The 23858-nt window shown below is 44.8% G+C and carries 17 protein-coding genes; 6 read left to right on the plus strand and 11 right to left on the minus strand.

Translation table 11 applies throughout. The annotated features are described in order from the left end of the window. Nucleotides 1-6: 6 nt before the first annotated feature. The gene (cas6e, locus tag ACJJIR_RS03515; protein WP_444907353.1) at nucleotides 7-777 is read left to right on the plus strand and encodes a type I-E CRISPR-associated protein Cas6/Cse3/CasE; all 771 of its coding nucleotides are present in this window, start codon (nucleotides 7-9) and stop codon (nucleotides 775-777) included. 783 nt (nucleotides 778-1560) lie between these two features. Here cas6e and ACJJIR_RS03520 read toward each other — a convergent pair. The 3 genes from ACJJIR_RS03520 to ACJJIR_RS03530 all read right to left on the minus strand — a co-directional run bounded on the left by ACJJIR_RS03520 (nucleotide 1561) and on the right by ACJJIR_RS03530 (nucleotide 4543). Continuing rightward, complete coding sequence (locus tag ACJJIR_RS03520; RefSeq protein ID WP_444907354.1) at nucleotides 1561-2919, minus strand: hypothetical protein; 1359 nt, start codon at nucleotides 2917-2919, stop codon at nucleotides 1561-1563. Between the two features lie 343 nt (nucleotides 2920-3262). Beyond that, a complete protein-coding gene (locus ACJJIR_RS03525) occupies nucleotides 3263-3766 on the minus strand; it encodes an endonuclease V (protein WP_444907355.1) in 504 nt (167 codons plus the stop codon). Nucleotides 3767-3808: 42 nt separating this feature from the next. Continuing rightward, complete coding sequence (locus ACJJIR_RS03530) at nucleotides 3809-4543, minus strand: tetratricopeptide repeat protein (RefSeq protein WP_444907356.1); 735 nt, start codon at nucleotides 4541-4543, stop codon at nucleotides 3809-3811. A 236-nt stretch (nucleotides 4544-4779) separates the two neighbouring features. Between ACJJIR_RS03530 and cueO the strand changes: the two genes are divergently transcribed. Continuing rightward, a complete protein-coding gene (cueO, locus tag ACJJIR_RS03535) occupies nucleotides 4780-6351 on the plus strand; it encodes a multicopper oxidase CueO (RefSeq protein ID WP_444907357.1) in 1572 nt (523 codons plus the stop codon). A gap of 20 nt (nucleotides 6352-6371) precedes the next feature. On the opposite strand, the gene ACJJIR_RS03540 is transcribed toward cueO, so the two are convergent. Further along, the gene (locus tag ACJJIR_RS03540) at nucleotides 6372-6806 is read right to left on the minus strand and encodes a helix-turn-helix domain-containing protein (RefSeq protein WP_444907358.1); all 435 of its coding nucleotides are present in this window, start codon (nucleotides 6804-6806) and stop codon (nucleotides 6372-6374) included. A 28-nt stretch (nucleotides 6807-6834) separates the two neighbouring features. Between ACJJIR_RS03540 and ACJJIR_RS03545 the strand changes: the two genes are divergently transcribed. Together ACJJIR_RS03545 and ACJJIR_RS03550 are read left to right on the plus strand one after the other, a co-directional pair. Further along, a complete protein-coding gene (locus ACJJIR_RS03545) occupies nucleotides 6835-8340 on the plus strand; it encodes an MFS transporter (protein ID WP_444908400.1) in 1506 nt (501 codons plus the stop codon). A gap of 282 nt (nucleotides 8341-8622) precedes the next feature. Then, nucleotides 8623-9150, plus strand: a complete 528-nt coding sequence (locus ACJJIR_RS03550; RefSeq protein ID WP_444907359.1) for a hypothetical protein — start codon at nucleotides 8623-8625, stop codon at nucleotides 9148-9150. Nucleotides 9151-9315: 165 nt separating this feature from the next. Here the strand turns inward: ACJJIR_RS03550 and ACJJIR_RS03555 are convergent, their stop codons facing one another. Further along, nucleotides 9316-10269: a hypothetical protein gene (locus ACJJIR_RS03555; RefSeq protein ID WP_444907360.1), complete on the minus strand. Its 954-nt coding sequence runs from the start codon at nucleotides 10267-10269 to the stop codon at nucleotides 9316-9318. Nucleotides 10270-11163: 894 nt separating this feature from the next. Between ACJJIR_RS03555 and ACJJIR_RS03560 the strand changes: the two genes are divergently transcribed. Then, entirely contained in the window at nucleotides 11164-13605 is a 2442-nt protein-coding gene (locus ACJJIR_RS03560) for a glycoside hydrolase family 19 protein (protein WP_444907361.1), read from the plus strand. Nucleotides 13606-13732: 127 nt separating this feature from the next. Here ACJJIR_RS03560 and ACJJIR_RS03565 read toward each other — a convergent pair whose 3' ends face one another. From ACJJIR_RS03565 to ACJJIR_RS03580, 4 genes are all read right to left on the minus strand, one after another. Continuing rightward, complete coding sequence (locus ACJJIR_RS03565) at nucleotides 13733-14956, minus strand: hypothetical protein (protein WP_444907362.1); 1224 nt, start codon at nucleotides 14954-14956, stop codon at nucleotides 13733-13735. Nucleotides 14957-15081: 125 nt separating this feature from the next. Continuing rightward, the gene (locus ACJJIR_RS03570) at nucleotides 15082-16440 is read right to left on the minus strand and encodes a hypothetical protein (RefSeq protein WP_444907363.1); all 1359 of its coding nucleotides are present in this window, start codon (nucleotides 16438-16440) and stop codon (nucleotides 15082-15084) included. A gap of 511 nt (nucleotides 16441-16951) precedes the next feature. Beyond that, nucleotides 16952-17062 (minus strand): hypothetical protein, encoded by a 111-nt coding sequence (locus tag ACJJIR_RS03575; protein WP_413665889.1) that lies wholly within the window; start codon nucleotides 17060-17062, stop codon nucleotides 16952-16954. Nucleotides 17063-17095: 33 nt separating this feature from the next. Then, entirely contained in the window at nucleotides 17096-17488 is a 393-nt protein-coding gene (locus ACJJIR_RS03580; protein ID WP_444907364.1) for a hypothetical protein, read from the minus strand. 752 nt (nucleotides 17489-18240) lie between these two features. Between ACJJIR_RS03580 and ACJJIR_RS03585 the strand changes: the two genes are divergently transcribed. Next, the gene (locus ACJJIR_RS03585; protein ID WP_444907365.1) at nucleotides 18241-19080 is read left to right on the plus strand and encodes a right-handed parallel beta-helix repeat-containing protein; all 840 of its coding nucleotides are present in this window, start codon (nucleotides 18241-18243) and stop codon (nucleotides 19078-19080) included. 847 nt (nucleotides 19081-19927) lie between these two features. Here the strand turns inward: ACJJIR_RS03585 and ACJJIR_RS03590 are convergent. Then, nucleotides 19928-21133 (minus strand): hypothetical protein, encoded by a 1206-nt coding sequence (locus ACJJIR_RS03590; RefSeq protein ID WP_444907366.1) that lies wholly within the window; start codon nucleotides 21131-21133, stop codon nucleotides 19928-19930. Nucleotides 21134-22113: 980 nt separating this feature from the next. Further along, nucleotides 22114-23418, minus strand: coding sequence for a hypothetical protein (locus ACJJIR_RS03595; protein WP_444907367.1), 1305 nt, complete (start codon nucleotides 23416-23418; stop codon nucleotides 22114-22116). Nucleotides 23419-23858 lie beyond the last annotated feature (440 nt).

Raw genomic sequence — 23858 nt, forward strand, 5'->3', positions numbered from 1 at the left:
GCGGCTATGTATTTATCCAGAGTTCAACTATCTCCCTCGCTGGCGGTGCAGAAGCAGCTGGCACGGTTGCTCAGCGAAAACAGCTACGGTATTCATCAAATCTTGTGGGATCTTTTTGATGGTGATGAGCGTTTTTTATTTCGTGAGGAATCCTCGCGGGAACAGCTGCTTAGCAAACGCAATCTACCGGTGTATTACCTGCTGTCTAAAGTCCGGCCTGCGCAGGACAATCCGATATTTTTGGTAGAGACTAAAATCTTCGAGCCCCGCTTAAACCCCGGCGATCGGCTGGCCTTCCGCCTGCGGGCGAACCCTACAGTTGCTCGTAAAACTGAAGGGCAAAAGCGCGGCAAGCGGCACGATGTGCTGATGGATGCCCAATACCATTGGTTGAGGGAGCAGTGCGAATTGCATGGTTTACCTGTTGAAGGTGGCAAAGGGCAGCTGAAGCAGAGCTTGGTGCAGGAAAAGCCGGAGCAGTTTGACCAGGGGCAGATTGAAACCCGGTTACAGGATATCAGCCAAACTGCCGCCCGCAGCTGGTTAATTCACCGGGGGGCACGCCTCGGATTTGATATTTACCCACCAAAGCTACACTGCAATGGCTATCGCTGGAATTTGTTACATAAAAAGCAGCGCGGTGCAGGTTTCAGCTCCGTGGATTACCGGGGAGAGCTTTTGGTTACTGAACCCGAATTATTTATAAGAAATATTTTTGCGGGTATGGGACCGGCCAAAGCGTTTGGCTGTGGATTGATGTTAATCCGCCGAATCTGATTGGGATAAATAGAGTTGTTATACAGCTGGAAGTGTTTGAGAGCGAGGGCTGGAATTCAAAAGTGCCGGCAACACTACTAAGGCTTTAGCGGATAGCAAATAGGCAGACTTAGAGAGTTCCCCGCATCAGCGGAGATAAATCGACCGGTGAGATGATGGTCAAGCCAGCTTCAAACTGTTCCCCGTATATACGGGGCTAAACCGGAGGGTATCCTGTTATACACTCCTTTCCGAATAGGTTCTCCGCATAAGCGGAGTTGCACCGGTAATTGCGCAATAAGGCGATCTTAACTGAGGCTGTTCCCCGCCCAGGCGGGGTTAAACCGTGGAAAATCGTCAAAGCTGCACGGTAATTATTCCGGCTATTCCCCGCTGCTGCGGGGGTAAACCGAGTGTGGGGTTGGGTTGTGCCGACGCCTGAGTTTGTTCCCCCGCTGGGCGGGGCTGGACCGTAGCCGATAGCGTACGAAGATTAGCTCTGAAAATGTTTCCCCGAAAGCTCGGGGATGCAATGGGGGTGTGCTATGATCGCGCTCCTTTTGCGCGACTGTTCCCTGTTTGTACAGGGGTAAACCGGATAAGGCATGGCCTTTGTGCTCTGCGCAAGGTGTTCCCTGAATGCTCGGGGATAAACCGACGATGGAGAAGTTGTCGGAGTGCATCCTAGTTGTTCCCCGCTCTCGCGGGGCTGCACAACGACTTTTCCCTTCTTCTTTTTCCTGTAGCGACCGCAATCGAAAGCCCCGCGGTGTATTACCGGGGGCTTCTGAATTTTGGCTAAAATTATTGGATGATTACGCCGGTATTACTCTCACCGCCGATCTGGAAGTTAAAAGCGCGACCATTAGAACCTGTCTGGGTAATTTCCTTGGTGTGATTGTTACCAATTTGCAGGCTAAAGGCTGAGTTGGAGTCACCGCTCTGGGTGATGGTGATGTTATTACTATCGCCAAATTGTCGGGAGCTTATTGAAAGAGACTCACCAGCCTGTTCGAACGTTGCCCGGTTATCGAAACCCAACTGACGGGTGAATATATCTACCTCTGTTCCTGCCTGCTCGATATTGGCAACATTCTGCAACCCGGTTTGTTCATTGGTCGCGCTGATCAGGAAGCCGCCTTGATTAATAACAACCACATTATCAATCAGGAACTGTTCGCTGTTCATGGAGTTGAATTCGGCACCCAGCTGGGAACCCGTAATCTGGTTGGTGGTACCGGTCTGGCGTATATCGATACTGCTACTCAGTGCGGATTGTTCTAAAGCCGCGTTGTTGCCCCCACCATTTTGGCGCAACTCAAGGGTATTAAAGGCACCGGTTTGGGTAATCGAGGTGATATTGGCATCGCCGAGCCTTTGGATAATCAGAAGGTCATTGAACAGACTGTCTACTTGGGTCGCAAAGGCGAAGTGGCGATTGTTTGTTTGCCGTAAGGTCATACTGCTGCTGACACTGGCAAATTGTGCGAGCCCGCCATAGATATCGCTGCCATCCTGCAGTATGTCCAAGGTGCCATCGATTGTGGCAACCAGGCTGGCGGTGGCGAAGTCGTCCCGATCAAACTGAAAGATTAAAACGGAACTGCCTATATTGCCTGCGGTTTCCTCTACCACGGCACTTTGCCTTTCGCCGTCCTGGAATACAAAAATGCTGCCGTTAGCACTGGCTTCCTGGCGACCAATAAAAAAGTGACTGTCTCCGTCCTGGATATTGGTAATGGTATTACCGCTGCCAAAGCGCTGTTCGATAGTGGAAGCGTTGGAGGTACCGAGTTGCAGAATAGAGACCTGGCTGTCGAGAGAGAGTTCTTGGGTGATCTCGGAAGTATTTTGCGATCCGATTTGTGTATTGGTTGCGCTTAGAGAAGCACCACCGGATTGAGATATCGTGGTCTCGTTTTGACTGCCGATCTGGGAACTCTGAATACTACTGTTAATAACACCGCCACTTTGAGTGGCGGTAGCGGTATTAGTATCACCTATTTGGCGTTTGATAATAGTATTGCCGAAACCCGCTTCAGTTTGATCGGAATTTGCTGTGTTACCTGAACCGATTTGTTCCAAGTCAGTAGAGTTGGTGCCCAGCGCATTGCCGCTAAAGGCAACCAGTGCGAGTGTCGCAATACTGGCGCATAACTTCATGAGTAACTCCTTTACTACAAAACTTCCAAGGAGCCCATTCGGGGCTGCTAATGGATATCGTCCACTCGCACTTCACAAGTAGACATCAAAAACTACGAGCCGAATACATCAGTATGGGATCTTAGCTACTGCTAGCCGTCTATCTAAGCGCCAAATTATCCCTATGGGATAAACGGATGCCAGGTAGCTTTTACTTTCAGTAGCTATTTCCCGCCGAATAGAAAAATTATTGCTGGCATCGAAGGGGTAGGATATGAGAAATAAGTATTGAAAATGTAGGAAGAAAGTCCCAGGGGTGTGACTGGGAAATGGCGGCGATAACTGCCTTTCATTTTCTCGAGAATTATCGTGGGGACTTTCGACACTCGCGGTCCACGCGTTTCAATAAAGTGGGGATACGGTGGTCTCCATGCATCTTTTTCACCAATTTTTTGGCTTCCGGCAAAGGGAGACCGAGGCTGCTGATATACAGCGGTTTTACACTTTTTCCCCGCAGCAGTTCCGCCTCAACAGGGGTGTCCTTAAACGGTTTCTTGGCGACACCGATGATGGGAACTTCCTGCTGGAGAGCAGAGTAGAGATGGGCACCCAGACCCGGTTTTTGTTCCCCTCCGAGAAATACATAACCATCGATAACAATCAGTTCTGCTTCTATCCTGTGCTCCTCGATTAGGGTGAGGATACAGGGGAGTTCTCGCTTGTAGAAAGCACCGGGCTCATAGGCCAAGGTACTCTCTATTTGACTGAGATATAGTTGCTCGGGGTCAGGAGCTGACCAATCCTCAAAGCCGACCCCGGCTACCATTGCTCCGGGGTCCCGGTAATCTACATCTACCGCCAAAATCATATTGGGAGCCTTTTTACCATTGAGCCGAATGTTGCGATTGGTTCAGGATACTTCCAGTTTTGCCTGCTTTAACAGCTGCTTATGAGTCGCTTTGTAGTGCTTGCCCAGTGTTTTGGATTTATCGAGGATTTCATTGAACAAGACATTGGCCTTTTCCACCTGGGATTGATCTTTCAAGAATAAGGCAAAGTAAAAAGTCGCTTCTGGTCCGCTGTAGTATTGGTACAGCGTTTCATACTCGTGGTAGGCCTCTTTGACTTGCTTCAATGCCGCCAGTGTACGAGCGTAAAGCAAGTGAGCATCCTGATTTTTAAATTCGGGGTTCTTTTCGATTAATTGATCCAGTGTCTCTTTGGTCGATTCAAACAGATTGAGAGCAAACTGACAGCGAGCCAACCCAAACATCAGCTCAGGGTCATCCTGATGAATCCCCTGAAGGCACTTTTCATAGAGAGTTTTTGCCTCGTGATAAAGGCCGCGCTTCACGCATTCATCGGCCATGCGCATAGAGTTTTCCACATTATTGGAACGGGACAACTCTTGTGCAGCCTGATGGATATCCCGATTGGGATTTAGTGTTTCCCGTACCGTCCTGCGCGCATTTTTGGCACTGCGTGACTGGTTTAATTCCGGCAGGATTTCCAGGACCAGGTAAGCAATAACTCCGGCCATGGGCAGCATCACTAGAACCCAAATCCAAGTGGTGTTGCGCCCGGTTTTGAGCACGTGAATTACAAAAGCTGCCTGAATAAGGATGGATAGAATAAGAAACGGCATAGGGATTACTCTTCTTATTTTCGCTACTAACTTTTCGTGGGCAAGGTTAACCGAGTTCGCTTAGAACACAAGAGCTGTGGATCACGGAGTTGTGCACCGGGGTACCACTCTGTATTGAGTGCACAGTTGTCGCAATATACTACTGGGCCATGGGAATAAGCCGTCTAAGATTTCTGGGGATAAAAATGACCAGTGCCCTAGACACTTGAAACTATGGCGCATAGGGAGGTGAGCCAATGGCTCAATTGTCGCGACGGGAATTTTGTTTTGCCACTGGCGCATTGGGGGCGGCCTTGCTAACAGGGGTGTCGACATCCAAAGCTGCCCAGGCACAGAAGGGTCGCCGTCAGGCTTTACCAATTCCCCCGGAGTTGCGTGCAGATAGGCAAGGCCGGATTAAATTGGCAGCGCGCCCGGGCAAGCAGTCTTTCCTACCGGGGGTGACTACACGTACTTATGGGTTCAATGGTCCGTTTTTAGGTCCGGCGATACGGGTGCGCAAGGGCGAGAAAGTAACCGTCAGCGTGGTCAATCATCTGCCGCAAAATGTAACCGCGCATTGGCATGGACTGATCGTACCCGGCAATGCCGATGGTGGCCCCTATATGCCATTGAAGCCTGGAGAAACCTGGACCGTAGATTGGAACATAATCCAGCCCGCCGCCACCTTATGGTTTCATCCCCACCTCTACCCGACAACCGCCGAGTTGGTACTCAAAGGCCTGGCGGGATTGATTATTATCGATGATGAAGAAAGCGATGCACTGCCGATACCTTCGCGGTGGGGTGTGGACGATATTCCGTTAGTGATTCAGGATCGCCGCTTTACCGATGATGGTCAGTTCTTCCATCGCTTTAACGAAGTGACGGTTGCGGCGGGCTATTGTGGGGATCGACTTCTGGTTAATGGCGTTATTAATCCGGTGGTCAGGCCACCTAAAGGCTGGGTGCGCTTTCGTATTTTGGATGGCTCCAACGGACGCAACTATCGGCTTGCCACCAGTGACAAGCGTCCACTCTACGTGATCGCCAGCGATGGCGGTTTTCTCTCGGAACCAGTGAAAGTGGATGTACTGCCTATTGCTGCGGGAGAGCGCTACGAAGTAATGATCGACACCCGCGATGGCAAGCCTTTCGACTTCCAAACACTGCCAGTGCCCCAGCCAATAATGCGCCTGCCGCCATTTGATCAGGCCCACAGTTTTCTCAGTGTGGTGCCTGGAACATCTGAGGGAAAAGGACAGTTGCCGGAGAGCCTGGTATCCCTGCCGACAATTCCCCCAAACCTGCCACCAATCAGTCAGAAGCTGGTGATGCAAATGAACCGACAGAATCAGGCGCAAGCAGTGATTGGTGCAACGGGGCTACCGCAGATGGTTGCCGCCGGTACGACCAACCCCGAAGTGGTGGCTAAGGTATTGAAGCTGATTACTGAGGGGCCGGCATTGCCGTTAAAAGAGCAGCTAACTGCGAATGCGATTAATGGGGTTTCCTTTGCATTTACCGAGCCTGGATTTAAGGTCGCGAGGAATAAGGACCTGCGCTGGGAGATCTCAGAAGGACAGGACCGAATGCTACACCCGGTACATATCCATGGCTGCCAGTTTCGAGTCACGAAATACAATAATGCAGAACCGCCACTCTATATGCGTGGCTGGAAAGATACGATGCCCATATCCGATGGCGGCAAAGCGGAAATATTTGTTCGTTTCCCGCTGCCGGCGATGCCGGATATGCCCTATATGGCGCACTGCCATGTTTTGGAACACGAGGACTCGGGAATGATGACAGAGTTTAGTGTCTCCTGACTTTATTCGCTGCTATTCTGTCAGCGTCGCTTCTGTTTCCTGTCTTCCTTATGCTGTAACTTGGTCGCTTTCCTGATCAGGTTTTGGAAGTTGGGGCACTCCAGCTGATTGACCTCGGGACAGTTGGCCACATGGCGTAGCCCATCGCGCATAGCTTCGAGTCGGCGGATATTCTTTTCCAGATCGTCGGCCCTGGCGAGGAGCTGCTCCCTGTCGATAGCGGGGTTGCCACTAGAGGAAAACATCTCGCCAATTTCATCCAGGGAAAAACCGGCGTAGCGGCCAAGGGAGATAAGGGACAACTGTTCTATCACTGTGGCTTTAAAAATCCGGGTAATTCCCCGACGACCACATGACTTTATCAGGCCTTTTTCCTCATAATACCGAAGTGTGGAAGAGGGGAGTCCCGACAGTTTGGAGACTTCGCGTATATCCAGTTCTTCCCTGTTATTCATCGCTTATTGACCTCAAGCTCACTTGAAGTTGTATGCTAGTTTCACGCGTCATTACTGGCAAGTCAAAGTTCAGCTTATGCACACCGCGAAAAGTTATTCCGAAGATCCAATTTCCCAAGAGGCTGCTCAGGTTTCCAAAAGAGGAGTCCTGGTCACCTTGTGCTTGGCGACCTTGCTCGCAGCCTTGGGAGTCAGCGCAATTAATATGGCGCTGCCTGTATTAATCGAAAGCTTAGGAGCTTCCTTCAGTAATACTCAGTGGATTACCGTGGCCTACATGATGTGTATGACTGCGACCCTGCCTATTGCCGGCAGTCTCAGCGACAAGCTGGGTCGCAGGAAATTGTTCCTAAGTGGCGGATTGATATTCACCTTATCGACATTACTTTGCGCGCTGTCTTTTAATGTTTGGACCCTGGTTTTTTTCCGCGCAATACAAGGGGTCGGTGCCGCGATGTTCGTGGCTGTGTCTATGGCTATTGCCAGCGACGTTTTCGATAAAAGTGAAACGGGAAAGATAATTGGATTACTGGGCAGTCTGTCTGCGGTTGGGACTGGTATGGGCCCTATCGTGGGCGGCTTGATTGTCGAAAATCTGAATTGGCAGGCCATCTTTTGGCTGGTGGTGCCGGTGGGATTGGGGGTGTTTTTCCTGGCATATCGAACTGTGCCGGAAAACATAGTCGGCGAAGTTGTTGATGGCAGAAGTCGATTCAAACGTTACATGGCTGCGGCATTCCTGTTCTTTAGCATTGTTTTTTATACCCTGGCAATTAAACCATTGGGAGAGGGATATTCCGCAGTTAATGGCATTGCTATCGCTCTATCGGTGATATTTGGTGTGGGGTTGTTTTATTTCAGGCAGAAAGTGCAACCCCTGCGTGAAGGATTTACGGAGTCTTCTGGAAAGCAGACATTCTTGGCGAATGTGGCTGGAAACTTTTTGGTGGCTTCATCGGTAATGAGTAGCCTGATTGTAGGGCCTTTTTATTTGACCCTGGCACTGGATCTGGACCTTTTTATCGCAGGGCTGGTGATGACAACCGGTTCATTTATGGTGGCTGCTTGTTCAAATCTTGCCGGTCGAGCCGTGGATCGATTCAATAGTCGGGGTATCGTATTACTGGGTCTGTTAATTTTGCTTTGTGGAGCCATGGGAATGGGGCTGCTCAGGGTGGAGCAGGGCTTGGTAGGCTATCTGGTTTTTTCCGTCACTATGGCAATGGGTTACGGAACTTACCTGTCGACAGTTAATACCATGACCATGAATAGCGCCCGGGCCGAAGTTCGTGGGCGTATTTCCGGGTTTCTCAGCCTTTCACGAGGTTTGGGTTTATTGACCGGAGCTTCAGTGATGAGTGTGATTTTTGTAGGGCTTGTACCCAGCCAGCCCCTGCAAGACATGAGCCCGTCGCAGATAGCGGATGGTCTCAATGCCGTTTATCGCCTGGCATCAGTGTTCTTATTAACCGCATTAACAATACAGATCGTGTCTATTCTTGCCAGCAAGCTTGCTTCCAAAACGCAAAATTAACGATTACCTCCAGAGCTATAAAGTAAACCCATTAGCGAGTGCTTCGTTTTAGTGAGCACTCGCGGGTATTAATAGCTGCTGGAGCTATTAATACCCATCTCTATTTCCTGATTTATTCCTATTTTCCAGGCCAACGCTTTTACACTTCACCCACGACTTAAATAGCTAAAAATACAGGCACAGATCTGGTTGACTTAAAGCTGGCTTCAAGTTGTATCTTGAATTTGTGGATTCGCAGTAATTTTCAACAAGATATCGAGAGAGCTTTAGGAGGACCAATCAGTGACGAATTCTTTGAGACAGTGTGTTGAAGCACTTAAAGCGAATTGGCAGGGACTTGATACTTCATCAATTGTGAGATGTCGAGAAGCCCTGGGAAAATTGGCGGCATCAAATCCTGATGAAGCATGGTTGGCTGATCTACACAGTCGCCAAGAACCCAGTGTAGAGTTATACCGGGATGAAGATAAGGGTTTTATCTTACTGGCTCATGTTGAGCCTCGTGGGCTCTATCGTCCACCACATAATCATGGCAATGGCTGGGTATTTTACGCGGTGCAACATGGTGAAGTGGAGATGTCTACCTATGGTTTGCTCAATCAAGACGACGGTGAACAACTGGTGAGCCGGGGCTGCTATCAAATGAAGCCCGGTGACTGTAGTGCGTTCTTACCAGGGGATATTCACGATACTCATTGCCTTTCCGAATATGTATTGATGTTTAGGTTGACCAGTTGTGACTTTAGCGAGGAGAAGCGTGAGGGTCGACTTAGAGTGTTTTCACCAAGTTTTGAACCTATCAGTGTATAATTTTTGTTGGCCATTAGGTAGCAGGTATGCCAGAGAGGAAGTGTAAAGAAAATAATCTCAGGCACAAAAGCCCTTAAAGTATTTCCCTTTGTATTTGGGGGGGCACATTAAGCTCTCTGTAAGTCAACGGAAAGTGAGTGTTCCCCCGGTTTACTCCTACTATTACTACTGAAATATCATTCCGGTATTCCCGTTACCCGCCTGATTAGCGGTGATATTTCCATTCATCTCATCTTGTGAAATTTCCATAAAATTATCCAGCCCATTTTGCTGAGCTGTAGTAAAACTCAAAGAGCCACCCTGATTTGCTGTAATCTCATTAGTCATACCGATCTGTGTCGTGCTTATATCCATAAACTCTCCCTCTTGTCGGGTATTTAAAATATTGTCTGATCCAATTTGACTTGATTGGGCATAGCTATTTTCAATGAATATCTGTAACACAGTCGCATTATTGCCATCGCCGCTCTGGGTTATCTCATTCATAATGGATTCGCCAAAATTCTGTGCGCTTGTCGCCTCGTTTCCTACACCGTTTTGTGTAACTGTTGCCGTGTAGAAGGCACCACGCAGTTGTATAAGGACACCGTCATTTGAGGTTCCTGTTTGTAATAATGACCCTGTATGGAATTCACCACTGGTGGCGCGAACAAAGCCTATATTGCTTTGTCCTGATTGAAATAGGTAGCCGGTATCATTGAGTGAGTCAGTTTGGAACATCTCAGCATCGTTCAATTGCCCTTCCTGGTAAATCTCCCCGATAGTATTTTCTGCGAGAAAATGGGTGCTCAATGCAATTTGGTTATCACCAACCTGTTGTATCAACATCATTGTGGAGTTGCTTTCCTCCTGGCTGGAAGAGGCATCATTGCTGTTGCCGGTTTGTGTTTGAATTATCGAGCTAAATGAAGAGTTTACAGTTTGTATGGCTTCAGCTGAATTGGTATTACCTGTCTGCGACTGATCTATCAGGTTATTTTCAACGGAGGGGTCGGTTTGATCGGTGACTGCCAGATTTCCATCACCGGTCTGTTCCACATTGGAAGTATTACTGTCGGCGCGAATAGCCATACTTGGCAAAAGAAGTATGACCGCAAAAAGGATATGGTGCTGCTTCACAGAAAACTCCCAATATTGAGCTAATCAAAATACATATTTGTTTGAGGCTTATGGCGATGAGTTGATACTGTCGATAAGGTGAAGGGTTGCTAGTTTCGGCTTATTACTACTGATATTGCCGACTTAAGTGTCGTATGAAGTGGGGGGAATGCCATGGGATATAAGTACTTTAAACTTGAGAATAAAGTCACTTTTTAGAAGGTTGGTACTTATTGAGTTTATTATTTGCTGACTGTGGGTCACAGTGATATTGGGAGATTATTCTCATTTACCCATAAAATAAGTGCATTATTTCAGTAATAATGACGGAGGCGGCTACAGAAGTTCTCAAAGTAACATTGGGTCGCAACTATCTCTTCCCTGTTCATATACTTCCCGGTCGATCGGTTAGGATAATTTGCCAATTAAAGATACATTTTAGGCTTATAAATCCCTTGTGCTGTATTTTTTGTAATTAATTCCTCGTTTAATAATACTTGCCCACTTGCGCACATCATCTATGTCTAGGTGGTCACGAAATATTTTCTGTATGTCTGGAACCATTCCCCCTGGGGTTTATCGAATTTGCTGTGTACGTATGGGGTTATATGAACAGCGTACAAAAATAAAGTAAGTATTTGTAAAGGTTTTTAAGGGGCGCAAAGGCAGCTGCATTTAATCGAGTGAATAATAACGGGAGAGGGGATGTTGCCCTTCGCTGAGTTCAATGACTTTGATCGCATAAACAATTTCATAATTGTCTACTGCTCAAATCGCAAACGCTATCCGTTACAGATCATTCACACGAGCTCTTAATCTCTATTTTTACAAGTAATACCTGGCAGTTCGGTGGTTGCCTCATCGCATAAAACTGCGTTTTTAAATAGAACCCTAAAAACGACAATTGGAGATTCTATGAGCCATATTTTTATTCGCACAGCCATAGCATCGGCGCTGATGCTGGGCGCTCAAGGTTTGAGTGCGGCACAACCCGCCGACGACTACGTTGCGGGGCAGAGTTATTCCGGTGGCAGCCAGGTTTGCTACGGGGGAAACTTGTATAAAGCTCAATGGTGGGCAACAGCTTCTCAAATTCCCTCGGATGCCCTGACAGCAGAAAACCGCTGGGACTCCCCCTGGATCTTGGAAGAGTCAGGTGTATGCGATACCGATGGTGGCGATGACTCCAATTCCGGTGATGGTGATAACACCGATTCTGATGATGATACTGATACCGGTACCGGAAATAACGGAGATACGGATTCTGGTAACAATGATGATACAGGTTCCGGCAGTGGTGGTGGCACTGGTGGCTCCGATGACTCCGATACTTATATTTCCGGTCAAAACTATCGCAAAGGCGAAGAAGTTTGTTACGACGGCGACCTATTTGTTGCCCAGTGGTGGGCTAATGGTGACGACCACCCCACCGATGCATTAACGGCTGAAAATACCTGGGGTTCCCCTTGGCTTCTTAAGGAGGCGGATGGTTGCTCCAGTGATGGCGGCTCCGATGATGACACCGGCACCGGTGGCGATGATAGCGGCAGTGGCAACGACGATAACGACAACAGCGGCGATGGCAACGATAATTCTGACAGCACTCCCATTACGATCAGTGCTTCAGTGTCGCAGTCACAAATTACCGGTGGTGGCACTGTAACACTTGATGCCAGTGCCTCCGGTGGCGACGGCAACTTATCTTACAGCTGGGCCCAATTATCCCCGTCCTCACCTGAAGCAGATATTGCCTCTGCGACCAGCGCATCTACCACTGTTGCCCTACCTTCAAGCACCTTTGATGTGAGCTATGTCTTTAGCCTGATCGTCAGTGATGGTGACACTACTGAAGAAGCACAGATAACCGTGCAAAACCTCGCGGTGGACGATACCGATGAAGACGACGATGATGATAATACCGATGGTTCTGAAAGCTCAGTAACCGCAATTATCTCGGCCTCAAGTATCAATGTAGGCTGTAGTGGAACGGTTAATCTGGATGGCTCAGGCAGTACCGGCGGCAGCGGCATCTCTTATATCTGGAGCCAAACCAGTGGCCCGGTTGTTAAGATGACCAACTATACCGGCAGCGCCACCTCTGTGACCCTGTCTGAGGTATACAGCGATGTAACCTATACCTTCCAGCTGACGGCTTCTGACTCCACTCAAGCCAGTGATGTGGACGAGGTCTCCATTAGCCAGGATGGCTGTGCCGCAGCCGATGGCTATGTGATGGGCATCAGTGAACTGGAAGCTGCGGAAGAGTCGATTACCAGCAGTGATTCCCTGCTTCAGGAAGTAAAGGATACTGTCGAAACCCGGGACAACGCTGTGGTTGAGGCGGTACAACCTGGCCGCAGTGCAAACCCCGAAAATGTCCTCCGCGTTGAGAGTATCCTGTCTGAAGAAGACTGGGATTACCTTTTCGCCCTCAGAGCGGAAGAGTACACCTACACCAATTTCCTCCGAGCCGTAGCCAAGTTCCCAGCTTTCTGTGGTGACTATACCGATGGCCGCGATGCCGAAGCGATCTGTCGCAAGTCGATGGCTGTCATGTTTGCACACTACGCCCAGGAAACCGGTGCCCACGCAACAGGTTGGGAAGTTCCGGAATGGCGCCAAGGCCTATACTGGTTGCGGGAAATTGGCTGGACTGAAGATACTTCCGGTGGCTACGGCGCCTGTGATGCCAGCAGCAGCTGGGCAGCAGAAGCATGGCCCTGTGCGATCAATAGTGATGGTGGCTACAAGAGTTACTTCGGCCGCGGCGCCAAGCAGTTGAGCTGGAACTATAACTACGGTCCCTTCTCCCAAGCGATGTATGGCGATATTTACACCCTGCTGGAAGCCCCGGAATTGGTAGCGGATACCTGGTTGAATCTGGCAAGCTCCATCTTCTTCTTCGTTTATCCACAGCCACCAAAGCCAAGTATCCTGCACATAATCGATGGCACCTGGGAACCGAACAGTGTGGATCTGGCCAATAACCTGACTGCTGGATTCGGTGTTACCACCAATATTATTAATGGTGCGATCGAATGTAGTTCTGGTACTGAAGACTACCGCTCACAGTATCGGATCGAGTACTACCAGAGCACAGCGGAATACTTCGGTGTAGAAATTCCGGCAGATGAAGAACTCGGTTGTGCCAATATGGGGCAGTTCCAGACTGGTGGTGCAGCATCCCTGGATATTTACTGGGATAAAGATTGGGGATGGTCTGCAGATACCCCAAATAATGAGAGCTACGCATGTCAGTTGGTGAATTACCAGACTGCCTACTCAGCACTGGATGAGGGCGACTATGCCAAGTGTGTTGAGGGCAACTTTGATATGACCATCGATTACCAAGACTAAAAACCAGGGGGCCGAATAGCCCCCACCCAAACCCTTTCAGTGACCTGGTTCTCCCCCGCAGCCAGGTCACTTTTTTATTAGTACCAGAGTTAATACTGCCCCTGTTTGAAGCCTCTCAGTGTTAAAACTATTGCATAACACTGACAAAGTTTGAGCTGCCTATTTGAACAGTAAAGGATGACTGGTCTACTCCGGTTTGTGATATTTCCTTATAGTGCCCATCGCCGATTTGTAACAATGTTAGTGTGTTACCTAAACCACTCTGAGCAATTACGGCTTCATTGGTTGTGCCAAATTGTGCTGTTGTCGCATCGAGGAGAGCGCCGTCCTGCTGGAGAGTGACTGAATTGCTAGAGCCGAACTGGGTAACTGTCAGATTTACATCAGCCCCCACCTGATCTGTAGCTGTTGAGTTTTGGTCTCCGGCTTGAATAATAAGTGCGCTGCTAAGATCGGTATTCTGATCTGCTTCGACACTATTTGCCGAACCCGCTTGGGTTACAATTAAAGTACCATTCTCTGAAATATTCTGGTTGGTTGTGGCTGTATTCAGTGTGCCGACCTGAGCGATAAAAACAGTATTAAAATTGCTGATATCTTGTGTCGCCTCTGCTGAGTTTTCTGCTCCAGCCTGAACTATCTGGGCGTTATCTGCTGCGGCATCTATTTGATTGATTTGGGCATCATTATTTTCTCCAATCTGGCTAATGAAGGTAAAAGAATCAGTGACACTCAGTTGGTCAACCCTGGCCGTATTTTGAAGACCTATTTGTAGTAGGGATGCGTTGGGGTTACCACTAGCAAGCTGGAGTATATTCCCAGTATTTAAACTTCCGAATTGCTGTAAAGTACCAGATCCAGAATTTAGGTTTTCCTGGTAGATCACAGCAGAGTTCTGTGTACCTACCTGTGTAGCCAGTGAAAAAATTGCGTCAGCTACCACCTGCTGTGAATTGGCAGTGTTCGATGTGCCAAACTGGTTAACGGCGAGTATGCTGTCGGTAACAGTCCCTTGACCGGCATTAACGCTGTTACTGGCCCCTAGCTGTCGAGAATTTATCTCGCTGCTGGTCGTATTCTCCTGGGCCGTTTCACTATCATTGGCATCCCCAATTTGGAGTTGAATAATAGTACTAAGGAATGTACCGTCAATTTGTAAGGCGTCTGCACTATTATTGAAACCGATTTGGGTTTGAATAATTGTGCTGTTGTTAACATCTGTTTGAGCATTATTGGCTGTGGCAGTATTGCCAATTCCAATCTGATCCTGGATTACAAAATTATTGTCAGCAACTGCAGTACAGCTAATAGCTAATGCAAGGTGAGTTAGCGCTAAACTTGAGATTTTCATAAATACTCCTTAACTGCAAAATCTCTAATGAAGGCACTTCTGGAAGTTATTTGAAGTAGCTCCTTACATAAAAACATAAGGGTACTTGAAAAGGCTTGGTGTAGCCTTTATCCATTGGGAGGAAACTATTGGATAAAGGTCGCACTATTCCCGTCACCTAGTTGGGTAACACTAATTGTGTCATTAAAGCCGGTTTGAGTAACAGAAAGAAAATTACTGCTGCCATCCTGTGATAGGGTGGCGTTATTTTGCATACCACTCTGGGCTAGCTCAACAGTATTTAAATCGCCTGCCTGTAGGACTGACGCAGTTTCCATATCTCCATCTTGAGTGGAAATAATATCGTTCTCGTCACCATCTTGAATGATATCTAGGGAGCCACTAAAGGCTGTTTGGCTGGCTGAAACCATATTCATATTTCCAATTTGTTCAACAGAGGATGTATCCGATGAACCACTTTGTGTGACAGTAGCATTGTTTTGTGTACCGTCCTGGGAAATAATATTGGAGCTATTGTCAGTCGACGCCTGTAAGGCTGTAGCCATATTGGATGAGCCTGACTGATAAATTTCAATGTTGTCACTGGCTCCTGATTGTGTTGCCAAAGCCATATTATTGTCATCACTTTGGCTAATATAAATGTTACTTTCAAAAGCACTACTTTGTGTGGCAACCGCTGATTGATTATCCCCATATTGGTAGATGGATAATATATTGTCTGCAGTATCAAAACTAGTAGCACTGGCAAAATTGGAGTCTCCGGACTGTACTACGATAGCACTATCGGAACTTGAGGTGTTTCTGTTAATTGAGGCATTGTTGAAATCACCAACCTGACTTATCAAGTCCGAATTGGTAAAGGAGTTAAGGTGAGATATCCCAGCAGCATTTTGTTGCCCGAATTGAATTGTGGTAGCGCTGTTACCAGAGCTTGCTGTGTTTTGCAATGTAGTTGAAATATTTAAGTCACCGGATTGGGTAATGACTACAATATTGCTGGAACTCGTATCCTGAGTACTAGTAGCCAGGTTTTGATCGCCATACTGGCTGATTGAAATAGAATCAGAATCTGAGGAGGTTTGTTCAGAGCTGGCAAAGTTAGTGTCACCATTCTGGAGGATTTCACTGCTACCGTTTGAAGCGGTTTCCTGACTGGCTAAAACGATATTGTTATCCCCGACCTGGAGTGCTGATGCCGTAGTGCTGGTTGTGGCATCTTGTGTCGAGGTGACACTATTATTATCTCCCTGCTGTGTTTGATAAATGGCGCCGCTGACATTGCCATTAGTTTGACTGGCATCAGCGTCGTTGTTATCACCAATTTGTGTTTGCACAATAAGGTTATCAAATACGGTCGGATCACTTTGATCAGCTGTCGCGTTATTATCTGTACCCATCTGGTTCTGGATGACAGTATTTTCCGCATAGGAAATCCCACTGATCATAAAGGATAAGGCCGTGGCTATAAGGGAATAGGTCTTCATTGGATAACTCCTTTACCAATTTGGACTTTGGGTGGTAAGCATATACTCTGCCTTTAACATCCATATAAAGGCAGAGTGTTTTTCGTGTTTCTACGAAAAATTATGTGCGGTCAATAATGATTGGGAATCTTAAGTGGAGGCTAGTACATAAAAAATATCACTCTACTACACGATGATATGGTTTAAAGCCATAGGTTGGGTTGTTAGCCATTTGATTTATAGCGTCAGATCAATCAAAGGCTACTTTAATTTTTGTCGATGAATTGGTATGTAGCTATGAGAATTTAGTTTGGCAAAGTTAGGAATAAAGTCGAGTTTGTGTTTTGACTGACTACGTACTGGGCTGATCTATATTTTATAGATTGACAAGAATATAGGGAGGTTGCGCCCTGATGATCACATCAGCTCACTGATCAGCACAGCTTTCGAGACAACCTTGAAAGGGCTAGGTTATTGCTGCTGGTAGTTTGCGCTGTTGTCACCACCTATTCGTAGTATGTCAGCACTGCTATTAACCCCCAGTTTGCATCATTTGTATAAAGTTATTGCTACCAATTGGGGAGAGTTCGACAGTATTTTGTCTCCCACTCTGGGTTAGACTGAGCCCATGATCGCTACCTATTTGGTGAGTGTAGAGGTGAGTCTCTTCTCCACTCTAAGTGACGTTTAAACTATTAATATATCCCTCATGCAGTAGTTGCAGTTCGCTACTTGTGCCGCCCAAATTCACTGTTTTAATATTACTACTGCCGAGTTGATTAATAATGACCTCATTATTAGCTGTAGAGATAAGACTAATATCGATAGTCTGCCTGGCCCCAGCTTGTATAATCTCTACTTTGTCATTATCACTAATACTGTGAATTAGAAAAACCTGGTTGTCCGCACCAACTTTCTTGATATAGTCTATTGCCGAGTTTGTCGTGCTAATAAACACCTGGTTTTGATTGGTATCACCGTTTTGAGCAGAAATTGTACTATTATTAGAGCCACTGTTTAAATCTATTATTGTTGGTTTGTTACTAAGTCCTATCTGATGAAATTGCATTTCTCCATTGATAATATTACCTTGTGAACTAGTGGCAGAATTTTCTGTGCTTTTTTAATAGACAGAAATAGAAGCATTTTCAGAGTCAATTTGAACACTTTGGGCGTTATTTTGATGGCCTAACTGGATATAGTTAAAATGGCTGTTCGTAATGGAGTTTTGTAGTGAACTTCCCTGGTTGCTATCGTCAATCTGGTAGTGAATACTAGTAATATCGCTTTGGTCAGTAGTGGCACTGTTAGCGCTACCCTACTGATACAGTGATGTACTATTTGCTTCAGCCAAAGAATTTGTGGCAACAAATAAAGATAGAGCGACGTAAATACCAGCCTTGGTGTACATGATAACTCCTTTTTATGACCGAACATTAAGTAACAGTTTCCCGGAGTTAGTACTTCTATCATGAGTAAATTTTATATAAATAACCTAAGTTTTTCATAATAAGCTGCATGCACTAGCTGGCGAATAAAATCGTACTTTCCAAAGTTGGATCAGAGTATGGTGTTTAGGGTTAAATGCTAGTAATCATCAGAAAGTAATTGCGCCAGATTAAGATTCTGTATTTAATCGTTGCTATCGATATAGCTGCACTAGTTTCTTCAAAAGAATGACGTAGTTTTTTATACATTCGGACGTCAATTATTTTGGGCAATTTTTCTTATGGTGGAAGTTATTATTGCATCCAAACTTAGGGGACTCAGTATCTCTGTGCTGAGGTATATTATTTTTTTCTGAACTGATAGGAGTTGGATGTGAAAATTAAGCAGTCTGTAGATAAAGTGGCACTATTAGCAATAATAGCTTTTTCGGCGTCTTCATATTCATCAATTACTTTGGCTGAAGTGGCTTGTGGCGATGTAATTACAACTGCAGAAGTTCTCACTGAGGACTTATCTTGTGATCTAACAACCGATGAACCTGATGCACTTACTATTGTCGGCCCAAGTGGCAGCTTAAATATGGGCGACTATTCCCTGACCTGTACTACAGGAGGAGACCTAGGTGGTGCAGGAATTCGAATAGAAGGCAATGGCGCCACCCTCACTGGAGGCGTTATTGATGGCTGTTTTGATGGAGTTTTTTTAGAGGGAGAGGGGTATCACAAAGTACTTGGTACCGAAGTTGTTAATAGTGTTAATGATGGGATAGATATAGATAGTATTTACAATACTATAAATGACTGCGTTATTACTGATAGTGGTAGAGTCGGAGTCGATATGGATGATGACTACAATACTTTTTCTGGCTGTACCGTAACAGGTAGTGTTGCCGACGGAATCCAGGTGGATGATAGTTTTTCACGAGTTTTTAACAACACTTCAAGTGGAAATGGGGGGGCTGGTATTCTAATAGAAGGATCGTCAAATAATGTGATATCACAGAACACAACTACCGACAATGGCAACGGTGATAGCCAAGATGGTGGTATAGTTCTTATTTTTACTAATTCCAACTTCAATATTATTTCTGCGAACTCTTCTTTTAATAATGATCCTTTTGATCTGAGGGATACAGTTGACCCTGATTGCAGTGGTACTAATATTTGGGTAAACAATGAATATCTCACTAAAGATCCAGATTGTCTGGATTAACAAGTTTTTATTAGACAATTTCTTTTCCATGGACTGCTAAATTTGGTGGTAACGTTTTGTGGAATTTTATAGCCCGATTTACTTAATTTTTTTATAAAATTTATCAATCAGTAATCTATTAGGGGCTCGTATGTGAAATATATGAGCTTCCTTTATATAGCATAATATAAATATATTTATATCTATTATAGTGAAATATGGTAGAGGTTTAATTAAAATAAAAATATCTCCAAGGTGAGTATCTTGTAAAGGGCTCTCAGGCGTATATTTTTCACATTAAATGTTATTGTATGAATTAAATAATATTTGCATCTAAATGTTGATATGTTTCCATGTATGAGATTTTGATGTGGAAGATTAGATGAGTATTTTAAATATTAGGCATTAATAGGATGTTGAGTTGAACAGCAGGTATGCGGTTAGTAAGCATGATCTAAATGTTTAATATATATTCCTAAGTTCACCACTTAAAATACGATGGATGTCTGATGGCGTATATGTAGCCAGGTATTTGAGGTTTTCAAGAGGGGACTTTTTTGGAGAGTACTATGTGAGTGCAGCGATGCTGTAGTGTTTCGGTAATTTGGGGGGGCGCAAACAAACCGAAGAGTGTGAGTAAGTGTGGGTGTAATTTTAAATTGCCTCTTTTTGTGGTATTGCCACGATATTCAATGTGCTGATGGTTGGTTCTATAAGAAATAGTAGTTTTGGGAATGCACTGAGACGATAGATATGATAACAAAACAGAATAACATATATTCAATAATTGTATCAGTTCAGTGAATCCCCAATTTATGATCACTAAATATTTTTCTATGAAATTAAAGTGAGCTTGAGGCCAGGCATATTATTGCATTATGTTTCCGCTATTGTTGTCTCCAAACTGTGTCACGGTAGTTGAGGCAGATGGATTCACCTGCATGGCCTGTAGAAAATTATTATTTCCACTTTGTGAGAGTGTGACCAAGCTACTCATACCTGTCTGGTTAAGATCAACTTCGTTGAGCATACCATTTTGGTCTGTATCGGCAGAAATTAAATCACCATCCTGAAAAACAGAGAGCACATTTTGTATGCCTGTTTGCATACTTAGAAGGCTATTTGATGATCCAGTTTGGCTAGCCAAGGCCATATTTTGTTCGCCATTTTGCCAAAGGGTTAATATTGACAAATCACTCATAATTTGGAAAGCAATTGCATCATTGGCAATGCCTATCTGAGTGACCTCTACGATACCGTTGCTACTGGAAAAATGGCCCATACCTCCAATGATATTTTGATCGCCGATTTGGGTCGCAGAGCCGATTACATTGGAACTTGAAAGTGCCTGCACACCACCTACTAAATTATCATTCCCTATTTGCTGGGAAAACGAATGGCTTTGTGTACTGTCAAGTTGGCTTGAGCCCCCAAGGTTTGAGTTCCCGACCTGATTAGTAAAAGTACTACCAAAACTACTGTTTGAATTACTGCTCCCCCCCAAGTTATCAGTGCCATTTTGAATAACAGTGCTTGTCATAAAGTCAGAATTGTCGAACTGTGAAATTCCACCGTTGTTAAGTGATCCAGTTTGTAAAACTACGGAGGTAGTGTTGTCTGTATTAAGGCTTGCAGATGCAGAACCAATATTTTCAGATCCATCCTGGCTAATAAATATGGAGTTGTTATTTGAATTATTGAAATGAGAAGCTGCTGATTGGTTGTCAGTACCAACCTGAACAATGTTTGTACTGTTTAAGCTGGAGTTAAAGTTTACGGTTTCAGCAAAATTGATTTCACCGGTTTGGGAGACAAAGTTGGTGTTATTGGAGTCACCAAGCATACTGGATGTAACTTCGTTAGTATTACCTACCTGTAAGGTTGTCAGCGTTGTGCCTGTACTATCCTCCTGGCTCGCGTTGGCTAAGTTTCCATCTCCAATCTGGGTCTGAATAATCACGCCATCACTGCTATTAATGATCTGTTCCGCCTCTGCTGTATTATTATCCCCATTCTGGGTTTGTACAATCAAATTATTGGTAACGGTGGGATCGCTTTGGTCTCCCATAGCCATGTTGTTATTGCCTGTTTGATTTACAATATATATATTACTAGCCTGTGCCGCAGCGCTGATACTAATTGCTAAAATGCATGGGATTGCTGGAATATACGAAGACATTCTCATTGATAAAACCTCGACTTCTCTAGTGTAGTCATTTTCCTAAAACAAAATTTTAAAAAGGCTTGTTACATATTTAAATTGAGTAGGTACAAGCTTAAATGAATATCATTAATGTCCATTTCTATCTGGAGCTGATAGCAGGTTGGCGCTATAGAGATCAATATTTGCTTGGGGAAGTTTCAGAGCTGCCAAAAGAAATTTTCCGAAACTGACTAATCGGCATTAATACTTAGCTATGCCTGTTATTGATCAAAGCTGAACATGCTTAAGATTTCATCAAGTATGGACTAAAAATTTTGCGATTAATAAATGCATGCTTACTGTCTAATTCTCCTTTAAACCTCCTGAAATCTATTAATGCCGGGTAGAGCTATTTAATCTTCTACCCTACCTATATATGATTACTGCCTTTGGTTTCCCTGAGTAAGTTGAAAGTTTGGTAAAAGTATTGATGAAGCATGAGTCTTTTCAATGAGAGATAAGTGTGTAACTGCTAGTAATAAAGTTTACTTCCAGTGAGTTAGGCCAACTGATATTTTTTGCACTATAATTTTTCTCTTCTAGAATGGATCAAAATTTATCTGGTTGTGAATAATTTTAAATCTAGATAGAGGTTGCAGTCCTAGCTTATGAAAGCTTTAGGCTAACCCTGTTGCCTTGATTTATCCAGGAAGATTATCCGGGGATAAACTTACACCATTTTTTAACAGAAAAAATGACACCAAACAGAAGCATTTGGTATCATCGACTACATATAAAGAAATTCACGTCTTAAGTGGAGTAAATGATATGAGCATTTCTCCTAATGCATGTCCTTTATGAATGGTCATGTATTCCGCTACTTTGTGTACTTTGAGCTAATAGTGGGTGAGTTACTGCATGATATTACCACTATTGTTTTCGCCAAACTGCGTCACAGTGGATGAGGCAGATGGATTTGCCTGCATAGCCTGTAGAAAATTATTGTTACCACTTTGTGTAAGTGTGGCAACACTACTCATGCCGGTCTGATCAAGGTCAATTTCATTAAGTGTGCCACTCTGATTGGTATCGGCAGAAATTGAATCACCATCCTGAATAATAGAAAGTACGTTCTGTATTCCTGTTTGCACGCCAAGAAGGATGTTAGATATCCCTGTTTGCCCCGCCAGGGCCATATTTTGTTCTCCATTTTGAGAAATAGCTAACAATCCCGAGTCGCTCATAATTTGGAAAGCAATTGCATCATTAGCAATACCTATTTGAGTGACCTCTACAGTACCATTGCTACTGGAGGAGTGGCCTGAACCACCAATTATATTTTGGTCGCCTATTTGTGTGATGGAGGCGCTAACATTATTGCTAGAGTTTATCGATATGCTGCCTAAATTGTCAGTACCGGTTTGCTGGATAAATGTATGGCTCTGTGTGCTATCAATTTGGCTTGAACTTCCTAAATTTAAACTTCCCACTTGATTAGAAAAGGTACTGCCGAAGCTACTATTTAAATTACTAGCTCCCCCTAGATTATCATCGCCACTTTGAATGACCGTACTTGTCATAAATTGAGAGCCACTAACTTGCCCAACTCCCCCATTGTTCAACGATCCATCCTGTAAGATGACAATACTGTTGTTCTCCGCATCGAAACTTGCGCCTGGAGAACTCGTATTTTGAGATCCGCTTTGGTTTACAAATATGGAATTGTTACTTGAGTTAAAGCTATGAGCTGTGAAAACTTCATTGTCGGTTCCGGTTTGTAAAACATTAGTACTATTAGATGTAGAGTTGAAATTAACGGTAGAGGTGAAATTCAATTCACCACTTTGAAAAACGAAATTGGTGCTCGCGGTATCATTTTGCATAAAGGAATCGACTTCGTTATTGTTCCCCATCTGTACGACGGTATCGATTGTGTCGGTGCTATTTTCTTGGCTTGCTGTGGCTAAGTTTCCATCTCCAATTTGAGTCTGAGTGATCACTGCATTATTGCTATTTATGATTTGTTCTGCCTCAGCTGTATTATTATCACCATTTTGGGTTTGCACAATTAGGTTGTTGGCAACGGTGGGATCACTTTGATCCCCCATGGCAGTGTTATTGTTACCATTTTGATTGACTATGTAGGTGTTGCTCGCTTGTGCTAGCTGTATCACAGCAACGGTGGATAATCCGGCAATTGTGGCTTTGAATTTCATTGTTGAATTCCTCTTCGAGCTACGCTGTGACTAAGGTTTGGTTTAGTGGGTGACTTAGATTTATAGCTCATCGTTAAAGCTAAATTTAAAATCATCGCTGGTGCTGCCTTTTTGTATTGGCTTCAAACCATATTTTTGGCATTAAAACTTGACTATGCCAGGTGGGGGAACTCTTCGTTTATTTGGGATAAAGCATAGAACTTCCAAACGTACACTGTACTGCTTTGTACTAAATTAAAGCCTATGATGTACTGCACTGATAAAGCAATAGTGACAATTGAAATGTTTGTTGCTGATATCTACCATTAAATTGTCCCAAAAAATTATTGTCAATGAGCGGTGAGATGTATATAGGATAAAAGTACTGAGAAAGTAGTAAGAAAAACTCAAGCCGATAATTTCAAAACTGTCTTGTCAGTATTTGAAAGTCTAATAAGGTC

It is taken from the genome of Microbulbifer maximicatervae (SeqCode) (assembly GCF_052467385.1).

Bases quoted from the DNA above. Each gene is read 5' to 3' on its own strand.
- ACJJIR_RS03525 (WP_444907355.1), bottom strand. From the start codon at position 3,766: ATGATTTTGGCGGTAGATGTAGATTACCGGGACCCCGGAGCAATGGTA.
- ACJJIR_RS03560 (WP_444907361.1), top strand. From the start codon at position 11,164: ATGAGCCATATTTTTATTCGCACAGCCATAGCATCGGCGCTGATGCTG.
- ACJJIR_RS03565 (WP_444907362.1), bottom strand. From the start codon at position 14,956: ATGAAAATCTCAAGTTTAGCGCTAACTCACCTTGCATTAGCTATTAGC.
- ACJJIR_RS03590 (WP_444907366.1), bottom strand. From the start codon at position 21,133: ATGGCTATGGGAGACCAAAGCGATCCCACCGTTACCAATAATTTGATT.
- ACJJIR_RS03580 (WP_444907364.1), bottom strand. From the start codon at position 17,488: ATGCAATTTCATCAGATAGGACTTAGTAACAAACCAACAATAATAGAT.
- ACJJIR_RS03540 (WP_444907358.1), bottom strand. From the start codon at position 6,806: ATGAATAACAGGGAAGAACTGGATATACGCGAAGTCTCCAAACTGTCG.
- ACJJIR_RS03595 (WP_444907367.1), bottom strand. From the start codon at position 23,418: ATGAAATTCAAAGCCACAATTGCCGGATTATCCACCGTTGCTGTGATA.
- cas6e (WP_444907353.1), top strand. From the start codon at position 7: ATGTATTTATCCAGAGTTCAACTATCTCCCTCGCTGGCGGTGCAGAAG.
- ACJJIR_RS03520 (WP_444907354.1), bottom strand. From the start codon at position 2,919: ATGAAGTTATGCGCCAGTATTGCGACACTCGCACTGGTTGCCTTTAGC.
- ACJJIR_RS03570 (WP_444907363.1), bottom strand. From the start codon at position 16,440: ATGAAGACCTATTCCCTTATAGCCACGGCCTTATCCTTTATGATCAGT.
- ACJJIR_RS03530 (WP_444907356.1), bottom strand. From the start codon at position 4,543: ATGCCGTTTCTTATTCTATCCATCCTTATTCAGGCAGCTTTTGTAATT.
- cueO (WP_444907357.1), top strand. From the start codon at position 4,780: ATGGCTCAATTGTCGCGACGGGAATTTTGTTTTGCCACTGGCGCATTG.